This is a genomic window from Streptomyces sp. NPDC049837, assembly GCF_040674455.1.
Classification (GTDB): domain Bacteria; phylum Actinomycetota; class Actinomycetes; order Streptomycetales; family Streptomycetaceae; genus Streptomyces.
On sequence record NZ_JBFAMP010000004.1, the window covers coordinates 543,245 to 560,185 of the forward strand.

Annotated in this window: 17 protein-coding genes; 10 read left to right on the plus strand and 7 right to left on the minus strand. The window is 71.7% G+C overall.

Features of this window, described 5'->3' with window-relative positions:
- The first annotated feature begins 24 nt into the window (after nucleotides 1-24).
- Nucleotides 25-3,033: an FG-GAP-like repeat-containing protein gene (locus AB0J57_RS13985; RefSeq protein ID WP_366128323.1), complete on the plus strand. Its 3,009-nt coding sequence runs from the start codon at nucleotides 25-27 to the stop codon at nucleotides 3,031-3,033.
- A gap of 71 nt (nucleotides 3,034-3,104) precedes the next feature.
- Here the strand turns inward: AB0J57_RS13985 and AB0J57_RS13990 are convergent, their stop codons facing one another.
- Entirely contained in the window at nucleotides 3,105-3,905 is an 801-nt protein-coding gene (locus tag AB0J57_RS13990; RefSeq protein WP_366128523.1) for a DUF2182 domain-containing protein, read from the minus strand.
- A gap of 154 nt (nucleotides 3,906-4,059) precedes the next feature.
- Here AB0J57_RS13990 and AB0J57_RS13995 point away from each other — a divergent pair, with 154 nt between their 5' ends.
- The gene (locus tag AB0J57_RS13995) at nucleotides 4,060-4,728 is read left to right on the plus strand and encodes a DUF1326 domain-containing protein (protein WP_366128324.1); all 669 of its coding nucleotides are present in this window, start codon (nucleotides 4,060-4,062) and stop codon (nucleotides 4,726-4,728) included.
- A gap of 77 nt (nucleotides 4,729-4,805) precedes the next feature.
- Here AB0J57_RS13995 and AB0J57_RS14000 read toward each other — a convergent pair whose 3' ends face one another.
- The 4 genes from AB0J57_RS14000 to AB0J57_RS14015 form a co-directional block, all read right to left on the minus strand.
- Nucleotides 4,806-5,252: an SRPBCC family protein gene (locus AB0J57_RS14000; protein ID WP_366128326.1), complete on the minus strand. Its 447-nt coding sequence runs from the start codon at nucleotides 5,250-5,252 to the stop codon at nucleotides 4,806-4,808.
- 59 nt (nucleotides 5,253-5,311) lie between these two features.
- Nucleotides 5,312-6,112, minus strand: a complete 801-nt coding sequence (locus AB0J57_RS14005; RefSeq protein ID WP_366128327.1) for a putative protein N(5)-glutamine methyltransferase — start codon at nucleotides 6,110-6,112, stop codon at nucleotides 5,312-5,314.
- A gap of 188 nt (nucleotides 6,113-6,300) precedes the next feature.
- The gene (locus AB0J57_RS14010; protein ID WP_366128328.1) at nucleotides 6,301-6,783 is read right to left on the minus strand and encodes a MarR family transcriptional regulator; all 483 of its coding nucleotides are present in this window, start codon (nucleotides 6,781-6,783) and stop codon (nucleotides 6,301-6,303) included.
- Nucleotides 6,780-7,385 (minus strand): type 1 glutamine amidotransferase family protein, encoded by a 606-nt coding sequence (locus AB0J57_RS14015; RefSeq protein WP_366128329.1) that lies wholly within the window; start codon nucleotides 7,383-7,385, stop codon nucleotides 6,780-6,782. The genes AB0J57_RS14010 and AB0J57_RS14015 overlap by 4 nt, the downstream gene beginning before the upstream one ends.
- Before the next feature lie 218 nt (nucleotides 7,386-7,603).
- On the opposite strand from AB0J57_RS14015, the gene AB0J57_RS14020 reads away from it, so the two are divergent.
- From AB0J57_RS14020 to AB0J57_RS14030, 3 genes are all read left to right on the plus strand, one after another.
- Nucleotides 7,604-8,968: an aspartate aminotransferase family protein gene (locus AB0J57_RS14020; RefSeq protein WP_366128330.1), complete on the plus strand. Its 1,365-nt coding sequence runs from the start codon at nucleotides 7,604-7,606 to the stop codon at nucleotides 8,966-8,968.
- Nucleotides 8,969-9,034: 66 nt separating this feature from the next.
- Nucleotides 9,035-9,733 (plus strand): GntR family transcriptional regulator, encoded by a 699-nt coding sequence (locus AB0J57_RS14025; protein ID WP_366128331.1) that lies wholly within the window; start codon nucleotides 9,035-9,037, stop codon nucleotides 9,731-9,733.
- 126 nt (nucleotides 9,734-9,859) lie between these two features.
- Nucleotides 9,860-10,510 carry a hypothetical protein gene (locus AB0J57_RS14030; protein WP_366128332.1) on the plus strand — a complete coding sequence of 217 codons (651 nt, stop codon included), beginning with the start codon at nucleotides 9,860-9,862 and terminating at the stop codon, nucleotides 10,508-10,510.
- Nucleotides 10,511-10,640: 130 nt separating this feature from the next.
- Here AB0J57_RS14030 and AB0J57_RS14035 read toward each other — a convergent pair whose 3' ends face one another.
- Nucleotides 10,641-11,393, minus strand: coding sequence for an SLATT domain-containing protein (locus AB0J57_RS14035; protein WP_366128333.1), 753 nt, complete (start codon nucleotides 11,391-11,393; stop codon nucleotides 10,641-10,643).
- A 273-nt stretch (nucleotides 11,394-11,666) separates the two neighbouring features.
- Between AB0J57_RS14035 and AB0J57_RS14040 the strand changes: the two genes are divergently transcribed.
- The 3 genes from AB0J57_RS14040 to AB0J57_RS14050 all read left to right on the plus strand — a co-directional run bounded on the left by AB0J57_RS14040 (nucleotide 11,667) and on the right by AB0J57_RS14050 (nucleotide 13,406).
- Entirely contained in the window at nucleotides 11,667-12,008 is a 342-nt protein-coding gene (locus AB0J57_RS14040; RefSeq protein ID WP_079136718.1) for a YbaB/EbfC family nucleoid-associated protein, read from the plus strand.
- 146 nt (nucleotides 12,009-12,154) lie between these two features.
- Nucleotides 12,155-12,754, plus strand: a complete 600-nt coding sequence (gene recR, locus AB0J57_RS14045) for a recombination mediator RecR (RefSeq protein ID WP_064067261.1) — start codon at nucleotides 12,155-12,157, stop codon at nucleotides 12,752-12,754.
- Nucleotides 12,747-13,406 carry a DUF5063 domain-containing protein gene (locus tag AB0J57_RS14050; protein WP_366128334.1) on the plus strand — a complete coding sequence of 220 codons (660 nt, stop codon included), beginning with the start codon at nucleotides 12,747-12,749 and terminating at the stop codon, nucleotides 13,404-13,406. Before recR ends, AB0J57_RS14050 begins: the two co-directional genes overlap by 8 nt.
- On the opposite strand, the gene AB0J57_RS14055 is transcribed toward AB0J57_RS14050, so the two are convergent.
- A complete protein-coding gene (locus AB0J57_RS14055; RefSeq protein WP_366128335.1) occupies nucleotides 13,399-14,310 on the minus strand; it encodes a LysR family transcriptional regulator in 912 nt (303 codons plus the stop codon). The genes AB0J57_RS14050 and AB0J57_RS14055 overlap by 8 nt on opposite strands.
- Nucleotides 14,311-14,435: 125 nt before the next feature.
- On the opposite strand from AB0J57_RS14055, the gene AB0J57_RS14060 reads away from it, so the two are divergent.
- Both AB0J57_RS14060 and AB0J57_RS14065 read left to right on the plus strand, forming a co-directional pair.
- A complete protein-coding gene (locus AB0J57_RS14060) occupies nucleotides 14,436-15,461 on the plus strand; it encodes a YncE family protein (protein ID WP_366128336.1) in 1,026 nt (341 codons plus the stop codon).
- 201 nt (nucleotides 15,462-15,662) lie between these two features.
- Nucleotides 15,663-16,934 (plus strand): aspartate kinase, encoded by a 1,272-nt coding sequence (locus AB0J57_RS14065; protein ID WP_126887848.1) that lies wholly within the window; start codon nucleotides 15,663-15,665, stop codon nucleotides 16,932-16,934.
- Nucleotides 16,935-16,941: the final 7 nt, after the last annotated feature.

The following is a 16,941-nucleotide window of genomic DNA, read 5'->3' on the forward strand; positions in this document are numbered from 1 at the left end:
TCTGTGGTTCCTGGGGAGGGATCCTTGCAACGTCATGCCCTGACGCGCTCCGGTGCGTCCGTCGTCCTGTCCGTCGCCCTGGCGGGCACCCTCGTGCCCCTGTTCCCGGGCGCGGCTTACGCGGCGGACGACCCGGCGGCCGAGGTCGTGGTGCCCGCGCCCATCCGCTACCAGCCGCGCGCCGACACGGTGCTGGAGGCGGGCGCCGACGGCTTCCTGCACCAGCAGGAGGGCACCACCGGAACCCTCTGGACGGACCACGCCACCGGTGCGACCACCCCGCTGACGGCCACCGGCAGCGGATACGGCGGCATGCGCGCGACGCTCGACCCCGAGACCCCGGGTGCGCCGCGCACGGTGAGCATCACCGCGCTGGGGTCCACCGGGGTCCGGAAGGTGGAGGTGCCGGAGGGCGCGAGCTGGACCCAGGGCTTCACCGCCGACTCGGTGCTGGTGTCCCGGTCGGCGGCGGACGGTTCGCTGACCGGTCTGGGCATCGTCCGGATGCAGGACGGCAAGGCCGTCGAGCGGCCGGTGACGGGTGTGCCCGAGGGCCTGGTGCTGCGGAAAGGCGACGCCGCCTACCACCGGACGACCAAGGGCGCGGTGCTGTTCCTGACCGCCCCGGGCGGCACGGCCGGGAAGGAGTACCTGGTTGACTACGCCACGGCCGAGCTGCGTGGCATGCCCGACCCCGCCGACGTGGACGTCATCCACTTCGGCGACCGCCACCTGCTCGACGGGAACGGCGGCGCCGCCCCGAACGAGATCCGCACCGTGCCGCGCGAAAACCCGCTGGCTACGCCCGTGGTGACGCAGCTCCCGAAGCCGCCGAACGGATACAAGACCTCCCCCGTCTGGCCGACCGTGATCGGCGACTGGATCGTCTTCGGCTGGTCGCCCGAGAGCTGGGTGACCAAGCTGCCCGGTGTGCAGATGCACGCCATCCCCGTGGGCGGTGGTCAGCCCCGCTTCCTGCTGGCGCACTCCGCCGCGCAGCCGCGGGTCGCTCCCGACGGCAGCCTGCTCGTCACCGGCGGCACCAGCGCCACGGACTGGGCCGTGCGCCGGATCAGCCTCGGTGCGGACGGCGCCCCGAGGATCGCCAAGGTCAAGGACGTACCGCCCGCGTCGGCGACCGTGGACGGCCTCACCCTGGGCGCCGGCGCGCTGCACTACCAGGCCACCTCCGACGTGTCCCCCTACCCGGGGCTCTACGAGCACCTCCTGTCCATCACCGGCACGCCCACGGCGGACAAGCGGATCAGGGTCCGGGGCATGCCCAGCAGCGTCGACGCCCTGGTTCCGCTCGGCAACGGCGAGGCGGCGCACCAGACGGGCAGTGATGTCATCGGGGGCATCGAAGGGCAGCACGCGGACGGGATGTACGGACGGCTGACCGGCGGGTCCGGCCGGTACGTCGTCTCGGGCACCGCCGACACCCAGTACGTGGGCGACCTCAAGAGGCAGTTCAGCACCCGCCGGTTCGACGGCAAGGCCGCGTCGACGATCTGGGGCACCACCTTCTGGACGTCCGACCCCGGCGCGCCGTCCACCATCTCCTGGTACGACGTGAAGACGAAGGCGGCCTCGCCCGCCCTCGCCATCGGTTCCGGCTGCACCCCCAACCAGCTCCAGGCCGTGGGCCGCTGGATCCACTGGAGTTGCGCCCAGGGCGCCAAGGCGGGTGTCTGGGACCAGAAGACCCGGGTGAGCACCCCCGTGCCCTTCGGCGAGACGCAGCTCGGCGACGGCTTCCTGGTCCGCAAGGACAAGGCGGCCGGGAAGCTCACGCTCACCGACTTCCACACGGGCGACCCGGCGGCCGTCACGACGACCGACTTCGCCTCCGTACCGGCCGACGCCGACTGGTCCGTCGACAAGTTCGGCGGGCACGTGGCGTTCACGGACGCCGAGGAACGCATCCACATCAAGCCGGTGACCGTGCCGCGCTCCCCGATCGGCGTCATCGAGGAGCGCCTGGACACCGCGGTGCTGAATGTCGCGAACGGCGGGGACAGCGGCTGGTACGGCTCCTGGCAACTGTCGCGGCCCGCCGTCCGCGCCACCATCGAGATCAAGAACCCGGCCGGTGCGACTGTGGCCACCCACATCCAAACCAGCCGCGAGGGCGCGGAGTTCACGCTCGCTTGGGACGGCAGGGGTGCGGACGGTGCCTTCGTGCCCGCCGCCCACTACACCTGGACGCTGCACGCCGACCCCGGCGACGGCAGCGGCCCCCGGGCCGTACGCACCGGGACCATCCAGGTCGCCGACGTGTACCTGCCCTTCCGGGGCTACGACGGCGACGGTATCGGCGAGCTCTTCTCCCTCAACGGGGACACGATGAGAGCCCACGAGCCCGTGAAGGGCACCTCGACGACGTCCAGCGGCTGGACCGGCGTCAACCACGTCGTGCCGTTCGGCGACCTCGACAACGACGGCTGCAACGACGTCCTCACCCGCACCACCACCGGCGACCTCTACCGCCACAGCGCCAAGTGCGCCGGGGTCCCCACGCCCACGAGCCCCAAGGCGAAGATCGGCGCGGGCTTCAGCACCTTCGACGCGCTGCTCAACTCCGGCGACATGACCGGCGACGGCCGCCCCGACTTGCTGGCCCGCCAGCGCTCCACCGGTGACCTCTACCTGTACGCGGACAACGCGGCGGGCGGCATCAAGGCGGGCGTCAAGCTCGCCGGCAAGTGGAACGGTCTCACGCTCATCGGCGCCGGTGACCTCGACCGCGACGGCCACCCCTACCTGCTCGCCCGCGACGCGGGCGGCGAGCTGTGGCGGTACAAGAGCACCGGGACGGGCGCCTTCCTGGCGCGGACCCTGGTCTTCAGCGACTGGGGGACCGGGCGGGACGCCATCATCGGCACGGGTGACGTCGACGGGGACCACAAGTACGACCTGATCTCCCGGGACACCAACGGCAAGCTGCTGCGCAACAGCGGCGACGGCAAGGGCTCCTTCGGCCCCACGGTCCAGATCGGCTCGGGATGGGGCGCCTACGGCTCGCTGTACTGAGCTTCATGCCGTGGGGGTGACCACGGCGCAGGACCCAGGGGCGGTCACTTCGGCAGGAGTGGCCGCCCCGGTCAGTGCATGGGCATCGGCGCGCCGGGCGGTGTCAGGCCCGGTAGCAGCCAGTCGTGGAAGGGTGCCAGGCCGGCGAGCGCCAGGAAGACGATGCCCACCGCCGTGGAGAACACCGGCCCCAGCCGCCACAGCTTCTCGGCGAAGATCACCGCCGCCACCCCCGCCATCGCCGCGATGTTCATGACCCCCAGCGGGATGAAGACGATCATCAGCCCCCAGCAGCAGCCGACGCAGTACAGCCCGTGGTGCGCCCCCACCCGGAAGTCCCGGGCCCAGTGCCGGAACCCCGCGTACCGCATGAGCTGGCTCAGGGGGCTGCGGCAGTGGCGCAGGCAGACGTTCTTCAGCGGCCCGAGCTGCTGGAGCCCGGCCAGCAGGAAGGCGGTGAAGCCGATCCAGCGCCCCGCGTCGGGGTGATCGTGGACGAGGTCTCCGGTGGCCGCCAGGGCCGCGTATGCCAGGAGCCCGAACGTCGTCCAGACCAGGAGGTAGCCCGCGACGAACGACGCCATCCGGGCCGCCCGTGTCACGCCCGTCGACCGCCGGCCGATTCCCCGCGCCCAGGTGATCGCCACCGGCGCGACCGACGGCAGCATCATGGCGGCCATCATCGCCAGCCACAGCAGCAGGAACAGGGGGACGCCCATCCCCATGGTTCCCGGCTCGACCCCCATGTGCCGGGCCTGTCCGACGGTCAGTACCCACGCGAGAACGGCGATCAGCACGAGCAGCGACCAGGCGGTCACGAGCACCCGCGCCGGGAGCAGGTTGCCCCGCCGCAGCGGGGGCTCGGTGGCCATCCGGCGGTGGTACGCGGCGGTGGTCCGGGAGTGGTTCACGGCGCTCCTCCCCTCCAGGACAGCACGTCCCGGCATGCCCCGCACCACCCGGTGGCCCTGGCCCCGTGATCGGTGGCGGGTGCAGGATGGAAAGCGAGGTGGAGGAGGTCCGAACATGACTGACACGGCCCAGACACCACAGACCGTTCCCCGCTGGCACGTGGCCGGGGACTGGTTCGACACCTGCAAGTGCAATGTCCCGTGCCCATGCACCTTCGCGCAGCCGCCCACGTTCGGTGACTGCGAGGGCGTCATGGTGTGGCACATACGTGAGGGCAGCTATGGAGACGTTGTCCTCGATGACCTCAACGTGCTGATAGTCGCTTCGTTCACCGGCCACGTCTGGGCGGGCGAACACACCGACGCCTACGCCGCCATCTTCATCGACGAGCGAGCCGATGACGCGCAGCGCGAGGCCATCCAGATGATCTTCGGTGGTCAGGCCGGAAGCTGGCCCGCCGAATTCGCGCAGATCGGCAACTTCGAGATGCGGGGCATGGAATTCGCCCCCATCGAATTCCGGATCGACGACGACCTGGGTTCCTGGAGCGCTGCCGTCCCCGGCCGGGTCGAGGCCCGGGCCGAGGCTCTCACCGGTCCGACGACCCCGGAGGGCGCCCGCGTCCAGAGCACCAACCTGCCGGGCTCCGAAACGGGACCGGGACAGGTCGCCACCTGGGGCCGCGCGACGGCCGACCGGGCGGACGCGTACGGATTCACCTGGAGCCGGGAAGGCCAGTCCAGCAAGCACATCACCTTCGACTGGACGGGACCCGACCAGTAGGCGAGGCCAGTAAGCGACAAGCGAGGCCAGTAAGCGACATGGGGCCCACATCCCAGGGCCCCACACCGGTCATGCGGTCATGCCTGCCGCTCCAGCACGTCCTTGAGGTGCTGCTCGTTCCTCCGTATTTCCTTGCGGGCCTGAGGACGCACGACGAGCGGCACCAGGACCTTGCCGACCCCGTGCCCTTCGAAGTCGAGCTCGATGGTCACGCGCGACCGTTCCCCATCGCCGACCGGCTCGATCGTGCCGTGCGCGTGGCCCCTGACCGGGCCGTCGACACCGTCGATACGCCAGCTCCTCGGCGGGTCGAGCTCGCTCCATTCCATGGTCATCGGAATCTCCCGGCGACCGATCCGCCGGGTCACCGCGACGCGTGAGCCCACGCCCTCGGGGGTGTCGAGCACGTGGCGTGCCGATACGGCGCTCTCCTGCCATTCGGGTAGGTGGGAAGAGTCGGTCATGTAGGCGAACACGTCTTCGGGACGACGCGAGATTTCGATGGTTTCCTTGATCGCGGACATGTCGCCCCCTTTCGGGTGGTTTCCTATGAATCACCCTACTCGGCCGTGGAGACGCCCGTTCAGCGCCGTGTGGCGATGACGACCGTCGCGTACAGCTCCTCGCAGGCCGTGACGCGCGGGGCCAGGCCGGCGGCCGCGACGATGGCCGTGGCGGCGGGCGCCTGGCGCTCGCTCGTCTCGAACAGCAGGCTGCCGCCCGGGGCCAGCCAGGCGGGCGCCTCGGCGGCGACGCGCCGCAGGACGTCCAGCCCGTCCGCGCCGCCGTCCAGCGCCACGCGCGCCTCGTGCACGCGGGCCTCGGCGGGCAGGAACTCCACCTCCCCGGTCGGGACGTAGGGCACGTTGGCGAGCAGTATGTCGACCCGCCCACGCAGCGCCACCGGGAGCGGCTCGTACAAGTCGCCCTCGTACACCCGGCCCCCGGCGGCCGCGACGTTCCGGCGGGCGCAGCGCACCGCGGCCGGGTCGATGTCGGCCGCGTACAACTCCGCACCGGGCAGCGCCGATACGAGCGCGGCGCCCAGTGCGCCGGAGCCGCAGCACAGGTCGACGACCACGGCCCCGGGTGGGGCGAGGGCCTCCGCCCGCGTGACGAGGAACTCGGTGCGGCGGCGCGGCACGAACACCCCCGCGTCCACGGCGACGCGCAAGCCGCGGAACTCGGCCCAGCCCAGGACGTGTTCGAGGGGATGGCCGGCGACCCGGCGCCCGACCATGGCATCGAGCTCGTGCGATGTGCGGGCCGTCGACAGGAGCAACCGCGCCTCGTCCTCGGCGAAGACGCACCCGGCGGCGCGAAGGGTGCTGACGACGGCGGAGCTGGTGGTGGAACCGGCGGTGGAGTCGCTGGATACAGACATGGGAGAACCTTTCGGGAGCCGTTGGGGTGCTCCCTCGGTCCCTTTGCCCTATGTCGGGTCGACCGCACCGCGGTGAGAAGAGAGCACCCAGCCTGACCTGGCGTTGATGGGTCTCACCTCCTCGCAATCGGTCCCCGGCCGGACGGCTGGGGAGACCGCCACCCTACCGGTTCGCACCGCGCCGATCCTCAGTTCGCCGCGTCCGCCGGGGTGATCGGCGAGGCCGTGACCGCGTCCATCGCCTCCGAAAGCCGCTCCAGCACCCGCGCCGTCTCGGCGAACGCCTCCTCGCCCAGTTCGGCGGCGAGACGGGTCGCCAGTTCGGCGTGAGCCGGGTCTATACGGGCGACCGTCACCCGGCCCAGGTGCGTCGGCGCGAGGAGCTTGGCGCGCCGGTGGGCCGGGTTCGGCAGGTACTCGGCCAGGCCCTCGTGGACCAGCAGGTCCGCGATCCGCTGCACGCTCTGCCGGGTGATGCCCATGACGCGGGCGACCCCGGAGACCGGCAACGGCTCGGACAGCACGGCCCCGAGCACCTGCCACCACGCGGCGGTGAGCCCGGCCGGCCTCGCCATGTGCTCCGAGACGGCGAGGAACTGGCCGTTCAGCCGGAACACACCGAGTGCGGTGCGGCTGAGCAGGTCCTGGAGGTCACGTTCGACGCGGGTCACGAGTTCAGTTCCTCGAAGGCGGCCGGGTCGGAGTCGTGGAACAGCCGGTACCAGGCGTCCAGTTGGGCACCCTCGAACGCCCCCATCTTCCCGAGGACCTCCCGGGCGAAGGCGACCGGCTCGGTGGGCCCGGCCGTGATGAGGTCCCCGTCGGTGACCGCGTCCGTGTCCACGTAGTGCTCGCCGCCCTTGTAACCGGTGGCCGCGAGGTAGTAGGAGACCGCGCTGGTGTGCCGCCGGTCGTCCAGCAGCCCCTCCCGCGCCAGCCCTGCGGTGGCACCGCATATCGCGGCCACCGGCACGCCCGCGTCGAGGAAGGTCCGCGCCTTGGCGGCGAACGGCGCCAGGTCGTCGCCGGTGTCCCACAGGTCGCCACCGGGGAGGATCAGCAGCGCGCTGTCCTCGGGGCGCAGGTCGCTCAGGGCGAGGTCCGGGGTGATGCGCAGCCCGCCGATGCTGGTCACCGGCTCGGTGGTGGGGCCGACCGTGCGGATTTCGTACCCGCTGCGCGCCAGCCAGGCGGTGGCGTGCCCGGTCTCCCAGTCGGCCAGCGTGTCGTAGACGGCGAGATGAACGGTCTTGCGGGGGTTGGTGCCGGACATGGTGGCCTCCTGTGTGGGCGCGTCAGCGGCTGGGTGCTGGCTGGAGCTGCGGATTCCGTTCAACCATTCGAGCTGATGACAGAATGCTGTCACAACGACAGAATGCTGTCAACACCGCTTCGGTGCCCCCGACGCCCGACACCCTGCCGACCCCCGCGCCTTCCGGCATACAAGATGGCCATACCGGCGCCCACCTGCGCGTCCTTACCCTGGGCGGCATGACCCCTCATGCCGATCTCGCCGATCCCCGGGCCGGCGCCGCCGTCAAGGCCGCCGACCGCGCGCACGTCTTCCACTCCTGGTCCGCCCAGGGCCTGATCGACCCGCTCGCCGTCGGCGGCGCCGAGGGCGCGTACTTCTGGGACTACGACGGAAACCGCTACCTCGACTTCACCAGCGGCCTCGTCTACACCAACATCGGCTACCAGCACCCCAAGGTCGTCGCCGCGATCCAGGAACAGGCCGGCAAGCTCGCCACCTTCGCGCCCGCCTTCGCCATCGACGTACGCTCCGAGGCCGCACGCCTCATCGCCGAGCGCACGCCGGGCGACCTCGACAAGATCTTCTTCACCAACGGCGGCGCCGAGGCGGTCGAGAACGCCGCCCGCATGGCCCGGCTGCACACGGGCCGCCCCAAGATCCTCAGCGCCTACCGCTCGTACCACGGCGCCACCTCCACCGCGATCAACCTCACCGGCGACCCGCGCCGCTGGGCCTCCGACACCGCCTCCGCCGGCGTCGTGCGCTTCTGGGCGCCGTTCCTCTACCGCTCGCCGTTCTACGCCGAGACCGAGGCGCAGGAGTGCGAGCGCGCCCTGGCGCACCTGGAGGGCACGATCGCCTTCGAGGGGCCGCAGTCCATCGCCGCGATCATCCTGGAGACCGTCCCCGGCACCGCCGGCATCATGACCCCGCCGCCCGGCTACCTCGCCGGCGTCCGCGAGATCTGCGACCGGTACGGGATCGTCTTCATCCTCGACGAGGTCATGGCGGGCTTCGGGCGGACCGGGAAGTGGTTCGCGGCCGACCACTTCGACGTCGTACCCGACCTGCTGACCTTCGCCAAGGGCGTCAACTCCGGGTACGTGCCCCTCGGCGGCGTCGCCATCTCGGCGGAGATCGCCGCGACGTTCGACAAGCGCCCCTACCCCGGCGGACTCACCTACTCCGGGCACCCCCTCGCCTGCGCCGCCGCCGTCGCGACCATCCAGGTCATGGCCGACGAGCAGGTCGTCGAACAGGCCGCCCACCTCGGCGAGAACGTCCTCGGCCCGGGCCTCCGCGAACTCGCCGAGCGCCACCCGTCCGTCGGCGAGGTGCGCGGTCTCGGCGCCTTCTGGGCGCTGGACCTCGTGCGCGACCGGGAGACGCGCGAACCCCTCGTCCCGTACAACGCGGCGGGCGAGGCGAACGCCCCCATGGCGGCCTTCGGCGCGGCCTGCAAGAAGAACGGCCTGTGGCCCTTCATCAACATGAACCGCACCCACGCCGTGCCCGCCTGCAACATCACCGAGGCCGAGGCCAAGGAGGGCCTCGCCGCCCTCGACGCCGCCCTCTCGGTCGCCGACGAGCGCACCGCGTAACCGGCTCCGTACGCCCCCTCCGGCTGGCTTAAGGTGTCCGGAACCGGACGGAGGGGGCCAGAAGCCATGCCCGCGAGCGGAGCTGTGACCCGCAACACCCTGCGGCAGCAGATCGCGGACGCGCTGCGTGACGAGGTGCTCGCGGGGCGTCTCCAGCCGGGGCAGGAGTTCACGGTCAAGCACATCGCCGAGCAGTACGGAGTGTCGGCGACGCCCGTGCGGGAAGCGCTGGTCGACCTCACGGCACAGGGCCTGCTCGACTCCGACCAGCACAAGGGCTTCCGCGTCCACCAGTTCTCGGTCGAGGACTACCGGGGCATGGTCGAGGCCCGCGCGCTCATCGTGGACGGCATCTTCCGCCGCCTGTGCGACCGGGCCGGCGCCCTCCAGGCGCACGGGGCGCCGCTGGTGTCGGTACGGCGGCGGGCGGAGGAGGCGGCGCGGGCGGCGCGCGCCGGGGACCTGGACATCCTGATCGGCTACGACCTGCGCTTCTGGCGCGAGCTCAGCGGCTTCGTCGCCAACCGCTACATCGCCGACTTCCTGCACCGGCTGCGCGTCCAGGCCTGGGTGTTCGCCGTGCCGCACCTGCGGGCCGCCCGCGAGCCGGGCGCGTGGCTGTGGAACGGCCACGAGGCGCTCGTCGACGCGGTCACGCTCGGCGACCCCGACGCGGTGATGGCCGCCATCGACGCGTACAACGCCCACTCGATGCGCTGGGCCGACCACCTCGACGAGCTGAACGGGCCCGACGGGCCGCGCTGACGGCTCTTACCGCCCATCCCGTATGGGTATGGGATGTGCACCCGAGCCGGGCACTAATCTGTCCCGACCGCCTGTCCCGACCGCCCGCCGTAGCTGCCCGACTGACTGAAGGAGAGCGAGTCTCCCTTGGCCTGTGACCTGTGGTTGGTCCCCCTCGTCGACGTGCTGTGCCACAGCCCCGACAACCCCTTCGCGGAAGAGATCGCCGCGTACGACAAGGCCCTCACCGAGTCGGGCCTGCCGACCGTGCCCGTCTTCGCCTACATGCCGGGCCTGTCGGGCGACGTCGCGCCGGTCGCCGGGTTCGACTACGACGCCCTGCACTTCCTCCGCCGCGCCTACCTGCTTCAGATCTGCGGCCTCGCCGTCACCCCGGTCGACGAACTGGGCGGCGACTACGAGCAGCTCCTGGAGATGTTCGAGTCGACGGCCCAGCAGTCCCACCTGGTGTGGCACTACGACCACGCGGGCGCGTACGTGCCCGTCGACTTCCCCACGCCGCTGTCCAACGAGGAGTTGCTGGCCGGCGGCGGCCCGCTGGGCTCCGCCCAGGGCCTGCTGCGCGAGCTGGAGTACGTCGCCCCGTCGATCGGCATCGACCCCGCGAACCCCCCGGCCGCGCCGCACCCGCCGGACCACCCCACGGCCCTGGAGGAGCCCGCCGGGCCGATCCCGTACGACGAGAGCCCCTTCGCCCGTGAACGGCACGTGTGGCTGGGGCTGCACGCGGCGGCCACCCGCAGCCTGGGCCAGGGCTCGATGATCATCTTCAGTTGACCCCAGCCTCCGGGCCCGGCCGCGATCCCCGACCCCCGTCCCCGACCCCCGTCCCCGACCCCGCGTCCTGGCCCCCGGCCCCCGGGCCCGACCCCCAGCCCCAGGCCCAGGCCCTGCCCCAGGGACGGGCTCAGCGGGGCTCCGGCGGGCGCTGGCGCGGCATGTTGGGGCGGGTGCCCGGCGGGAGCGGGAAGCGCCCGGAGGGATGGGCGCCGCCCTCCGCGCGGGGCGGCGCGCACGACAGCGTCGACTGCATCACCAGCGGCGCCGGGCCCGACCGGAACTCCACCATCCAGTCCGCCGTCTCCGCCCGCACCAGCTCCGTCACGTCCTCCGAGAACCGCCGCAGCACCCCCAGGCACCGCTCCGCCGCCTCGCTCGCCGTGCCCTCCGTCGGGCCCAGCACCTCCCGGATGCTCTCCGCCGCCCAGTCGAACTGGAGCGCCTGGAGGCGCCGCTGCACCGCCTGCGCCGTCGCCACGTCCCGCATCCACCCGGACGTGAAGCCGAAGTACCGGTCGCAGGCCAGGCACGCGGCGCCCAGCAGCAGCGACACGTACCCCCACCCCGACGCCCCGTCCAGCGCGCCCGTCAGGTCCAGCAGGGGCAGCCCGGCGCCGGCGATCGCGCCCAGCGCCGTACCGATCCGCAAGGTACGGGCGCCGCGCCGCTTCCAGGTGCGGTCCTCCAGGTACCACTCGGCCGTCCGCAGCGCCTGGCCCTCGACCCACCGGTAGAGCTCGTCCAGCCGCTCCGCCGGCTCGCCCCAGTCGCCGAGCGGGAACGGCCGCCCGGTCAGATCGCCGCCGTGGCCGCCGTACCGGTCGTGGCTGTCGCCCTCCCCCCGGGCGGGGCCCCCGGGCTGCATCTCCGGCTGGCTCACCGGGGCACTCCTCTGCGCTCTGCGTGACAATCCGTAACGTGCGGGCGGTGCGATGCGCGTGTGCGTACTGGTGCGCATGCCCTTTCCTACCGCCGAATGGTGGGCCGGAAGCGCGAAATCCCGGTATTTCCGCCCGCAAGAGGGGCTTGATCAGCTAGGGGGCACGCCCGTTTCTCACACGAAAGAGTGAAGCCGTGTGGATGGGGCACACCGTCCGGCGACCACGTAGGCTCGGCATACCGAATACTCATCGTCGAAATGCCAGGAGTGACCGTGATTCCCGGTGGTGGCCAGCCCAACATGCAGCAGATCCTCCAGCAGGCCCAGAAGATGCAGCAGGACCTCGCCCGCGCCCAGGAGGAGCTCGCGCAGACCGAGGTCGACGGGCAGGCGGGCGGCGGCCTGGTGAAGGCCACGGTGACCGGCGCGGGCGAGCTGCGCTCCCTGGTCATCGACCCCAAGGCGGTCGACCCGGAGGACACCGAGACCCTCGCCGACCTCGTCGTCGCCGCCGTCCAGGCCGCGAACGAGAACGCGCAGGCGCTCCAGCAGGCCAAGCTCGGCCCGCTCGCCCAGGGCCTGGGCGGCGGCGGCATCCCGGGCCTGGGGTTCTAGAGCCCGGGCATCCCGGGCCTGGGCATCCCGGGCCTGAATTTCCAGGCGCCGTCCGGGCCGGGAGGGACGGGCCCGGCGCCCGCCCTTCTAACCCGTCGGCACAGCAACTACCGTAAGCATCACAGCACTCCACGAGAGGCGTTCCGTTGTACGAAGGCGTGGTTCAGGACCTCATCGACGAGCTGGGCAGGCTGCCAGGCGTCGGTCCCAAGAGCGCCCAGCGGATCGCCTTCCACATCCTCCAGGCCGAGCCCACCGACGTACGCCGCCTCGCCCATGCCCTCCTGGAGGTCAAGGACAAGGTGCGGTTCTGCGCCGTGTGCGGCAACGTCGCGCAGGAGGAACGGTGCGGCATCTGCCGGGACCCGCGCCGTGACGAGGCGGTCATCTGTGTGGTCGAGGAGCCGAAGGACGTCGTCGCGATCGAGCGGACGCGCGAGTTCCGTGGGCGGTACCACGTGCTCGGTGGCGCGATCAGCCCGATCGAGGGCGTCGGCCCCGACGACCTGCGGATCCGCGAGCTGCTGGCCCGTCTCGCGGACGGAACGGTCACCGAGCTGATCCTGGCGACCGACCCCAACCTGGAGGGGGAGGCCACCGCGACGTACCTGGCGCGCATGGTCAAGCCCATGGGCCTGAAGGTGACGCGCCTCGCCAGCGGACTCCCCGTTGGCGGAGACCTGGAATACGCCGACGAGGTCACGCTCGGGCGTGCGTTCGAAGGGAGACGACTCCTCGATGTCTGACGCCACACTGCACGCGCACTCGCTGGACCCCGACAGCTTCGCGGTCCAGATCGCCGACTCGATCGAGTCCTTCATCGTCGCCACCACGGAAGTGGCCAAGGGCGACGAGCCCGACAGCGCCGTCCCGTTCCTGCTCCTGGAGGTCTCCCAGCTCCTGCTGACCGGCGGCCGGCTGGGCGCGCACGAGGACATCATCCCGGAGGAGCGGTACGAGCCGGACACCGGTCCGGACGTGGACGTCGACGAGCTGCGGATGCGGTTCGCGACCATGCTCGACCCGGTGGACGTCTTCTCGGAGGTCTTCGACCCCTACGAGCCCCGCAAGGCGCCCGTGCCGTGCCGGATCTCCGACAACCTGGCCGACATCATCATGGACCTGCGCCACGGCCTGGCCCACTACCGGGCGGGCCGCACCACGGAGGCCCTGTGGTGGTGGCAGTTCTCGTACTTCTCCAACTGGGGCCCCACCGCCTCGGCGACCCTGCGGGCCCTCCAGTCCCTGGTCTCGCACGTCCGGCTCGACCAGCCGCTGGAGGAGCTGGACGGGCTCGACACGGACGAGGACGTGACCGAGGAGGCCCTCGCGGAGGAGGCGGGCCGCGTGATGGCCCAGGAGATCCTCGGCCCGCTGGGGATGCGCACGGTCAAGTAGCACCCCCGTCGTCGGGGTTCCAGGCCTCACGGACCCGGTCGCGCAGCCATCTGTGCGCCGGGTCCGCGTCGTTGCGGGGGTGCCACGCCATGCCGAGGGCGAGCGGCGGGAGCTCCAGGGGCACCTCGAAGGTGTGCAGGCCGAGCGCGTCGGCGGCGCGGGCCGGCGCGAGGCAGACCAGGTCGGTCTCGCGGCACAGGAAGAGGGCGGCGGACCAGCTCGGTACGACGGTGACGACCCGGCGCCGCAGTCCCCGCGCGGCGAGCGCGTCGTCGACCGGGCCCCGCACCCGGCCCTGCCGGGAGACTCCGATGTGTCCGGCGGACGCGAAGGCCCGTGCGGTGACCTTCGTACGCGTGAGGGGGTGCTGCGGGCGTACGGCCCCCAGGAGGCCGGTCTCGCCCAGCGCCTCGGTCCGGGTTTCCGGGTCCGGGTGGCCGATGACCCCGATCTCCAGGTCGAGGCGCCCGTCGCGCAGTGCCGGTGTGCCTTCCAGGCTCTCGGGGAGGAAGCGGAGGGTGACACCAGGAGCCTCGCGGGCGACGGCGCTGATCAGCGGGGCGGCGAGTTCCGCGAGGACCAGGTCGCTCGCCTGGACGGTGAACTCGCGGGTGAGGGCGGCCGGGTCGGTGACCGGCTCGGGGGCGAGCAGCTCCCGTGCCCGGGCGACCACCGCGTGGACCCGTGGGCGCAGCTCGACGGCGCGGGGCGTGGGGACGAGGTGGCGACCGGCGCGGACGAGGACGGGGTCGCCGAGAGCGGCACGGATGCGGCCGAGGGTGCGGCTCATGGCGGGGGCGGAGACGTGGAGGCGGGCGGCGGCGCCGGTGACGCTCTCCTCTTCGAGGAGAGCGTCGAGGGCGACCAGCAGGTTCAGGTCGAGCTTCGGGCCGAGCGGTTCCACCGGGTGACTCTCCTCACAGGCGGGCGCGTCCATCCGCGACCCGACCACACCGTTTGCGTACGCCGCAAAGACACCTTGCCAGCATTGCATTGGAGTCAATCGGGCGTGGTCCGAAAGCTGGGCGCATGACGAAGACGTACAACGATGTCCTGGCGGTGGTGAGCCAGAGCGGCCCCACGGTCACCTTCTTCGACGCGGTGACGTACGACCGGCTCGGCGAGGCCGTCGTACCGCACGAGCCGCACGAGCTGCACTTCGACGCGGCACGGCGGCGGCTGTACTGCACGGTCACGTACCGCTCCGGCTACTACCACGCCAACAGCGGCCGGGCGCGGGAGCTGGTCGTCCTCGACCCCGACGAGCGCCGGGTCACCGACGTCGTCGACCTGGCGCCCGAGTGGGCGCCGCACGGGATCGCGCTCGACCCGTCGGGGGAGCTGCTGTGGGTGAGCGTCGAGGGGGCGTCCGACGGCGAGGACGGGGCGCTGGTGGCCCTGGACGCCGAGTCGCTGCGCCCCGTGCGCCGGGTGGACGTCGGGGCGCCCGGGCCGCACTGGTTCACGCTCACACCGGACGGCACGCGCGCGTACACGGCGAACAAGGAGGCGCCGTTCGTGTCGGTCGTGGACGTCGGGTCGGGCGCGCTCGTGGACCGTATCGGGGTCCCCGGGAGTGAGGGCATCGCCGTGTCGCGGGACGGGAGCCAGGTGTACGTGGCCGCCCCCAAGGGCGACTTCGGCGGCGGCCCGGTGCGGGACGCGGGCGTGCGGGTCGTCGACACGGCGACCGGCACGGTCGTCCGCACGCTGCCGACCGAGGGCGTCGTCTTCCCGGTGCACGTGACGTCGACGGGCCTGCTGCTGGCCGGCGAGCTGCGCATGACGGCCGGGGGGTCGGCGCTGGGCGGCCAGGAGCCGGGCGTGCTGCACGTGTACGACGGCGACTTCCGGGAGCGGGCCCGCCTGGACGTGGGTGCCTTCCCGCTGACGATCACCTCGTCGCCGGACGGGCGGTACGGGTACGTCGCCGCCGTCTCGTCCAGCACCGTGACGGTGGTGGACCTGGAGGCCGGGGCGGCCGTCGCGACCCTGGAGGTGGGCCGGTCCGGCGAACCGGGCGCTCACGGGCTGGCCTACGTACCGTCAGCATGAGCGAGGGGGCCCGGTCGAGGTGACCCGGCCCACATTCCGCGTACCTCGCCGGACCCCGGGCAGGCACAGTCCGAGCGGCCGGGAGGCGCCCCGCGATGATCACTTCGTGAGCGGGACATCTCACGATGTGGTATGGCGGGGGCGTTTCCCGGCCGCTCGTTAGACTGAGCTGACCGCAAACGGACTGAGCGAGGAGCGCACGTGGGCCTTGTCGTGCAGAAGTACGGAGGCTCCTCCGTTGCCGATGCCGAAGGCATCAAGCGCGTCGCCAAGCGAATCGTCGATGCCAAGAAGAACGGCCACCAGGTGGTCGTCGTGGTTTCGGCGATGGGCGACACGACGGACGAGTTGATCGATCTCGCCGAGCAGGTATCGCCGATCCCTGCCGGGCGTGAGTTCGACATGCTGCTGACCGCCGGAGAGCGGATCTCCATGGCGCTGCTGGCCATGGCGATCAAAAACCTGGGTCATGAGGCCCAGAGCTTCACCGGCAGCCAGGCAGGCGTCATCACCGACTCGGTCCACAACAAAGCGCGCATCATCGATGTCACGCCGGGCCGGATCCGTACGGCGCTGGACGAGGGCAACATCGCCATCGTCGCGGGCTTCCAGGGCGTGTCCCAGGACAAGAAGGACATCACCACCCTCGGGCGCGGCGGGTCGGACACGACCGCCGTCGCGCTCGCCGCGGCGCTCGACGCCGAGGTGTGCGAGATCTACACCGACGTCGACGGCGTCTTCACCGCCGACCCCCGGGTCGTGAAGAAGGCCCGGAAGATCGACTGGATCTCGTTCGAGGACATGCTGGAGCTCGCCAGCTCCGGCTCCAAGGTGCTGCTGCACCGCTGCGTCGAGTACGCACGCCGTTACAACATCCCGATCCACGTCCGGTCGTCCTTCTCGGGCCTCCAGGGCACGTGGGTCAGCAACGAACCGCGAGGGGACCGCAAGGTGGAGCAGGCCATCATCTCCGGTGTCGCCCACGACACGTCCGAGGCGAAGATCACGGTCGTCGGAGTGCCGGACAAGCCGGGCGAGGCCGCCGCGATCTTCCGCACCATCGCGGACAACGAGATCAACATCGACATGGTGGTGCAGAACGTCTCCGCCGCGTCGACCGGGCTGACCGACATCTCCTTCACGCTGCCCAAGTCGGAGGGCCGCAAGGCCATCGACGCGCTGGAGAAGCAGAAGGCCCTCATCGGCTTCGAGTCGCTGCGCTACGACGACCAGATCGCCAAGATCTCCCTGGTCGGCGCCGGTATGAAGACCAACCCGGGCGTCACGGCCGGCTTCTTCGAGGCCCTGTCCGACGCGGGCGTGAACATCGAGCTGATCTCGACCTCCGAGATCCGCATCTCGGTCGTGACGCGCGCCGACGACGTCAACGAGGCCGTCCGTGCCGTCCACACCGCCTTCGGTCTCGACTCCGACTCCGACGAGGCCGTGGTGTACGGAGGCACCGGGCGGTGACCTCGCG

Excerpts from the sequence above, each read along its gene's own strand:
- AB0J57_RS13990 (WP_366128523.1), bottom strand. The coding sequence starts at position 3,905 with ATGGCCACCGAGCCCCCGCTGCGGCGGGGCAACCTGCTCCCGGCGCGG.
- AB0J57_RS13995 (WP_366128324.1), top strand. The coding sequence starts at position 4,060 with ATGACTGACACGGCCCAGACACCACAGACCGTTCCCCGCTGGCACGTG.
- AB0J57_RS14000 (WP_366128326.1), bottom strand. The coding sequence starts at position 5,252 with ATGTCCGCGATCAAGGAAACCATCGAAATCTCGCGTCGTCCCGAAGAC.
- AB0J57_RS14005 (WP_366128327.1), bottom strand. The coding sequence starts at position 6,112 with ATGTCTGTATCCAGCGACTCCACCGCCGGTTCCACCACCAGCTCCGCC.
- AB0J57_RS14015 (WP_366128329.1), bottom strand. The coding sequence starts at position 7,385 with ATGTCCGGCACCAACCCCCGCAAGACCGTTCATCTCGCCGTCTACGAC.
- AB0J57_RS14020 (WP_366128330.1), top strand. The coding sequence starts at position 7,604 with ATGACCCCTCATGCCGATCTCGCCGATCCCCGGGCCGGCGCCGCCGTC.
- AB0J57_RS14025 (WP_366128331.1), top strand. The coding sequence starts at position 9,035 with ATGCCCGCGAGCGGAGCTGTGACCCGCAACACCCTGCGGCAGCAGATC.
- AB0J57_RS14050 (WP_366128334.1), top strand. The coding sequence starts at position 12,747 with ATGTCTGACGCCACACTGCACGCGCACTCGCTGGACCCCGACAGCTTC.
- AB0J57_RS14060 (WP_366128336.1), top strand. The coding sequence starts at position 14,436 with ATGACGAAGACGTACAACGATGTCCTGGCGGTGGTGAGCCAGAGCGGC.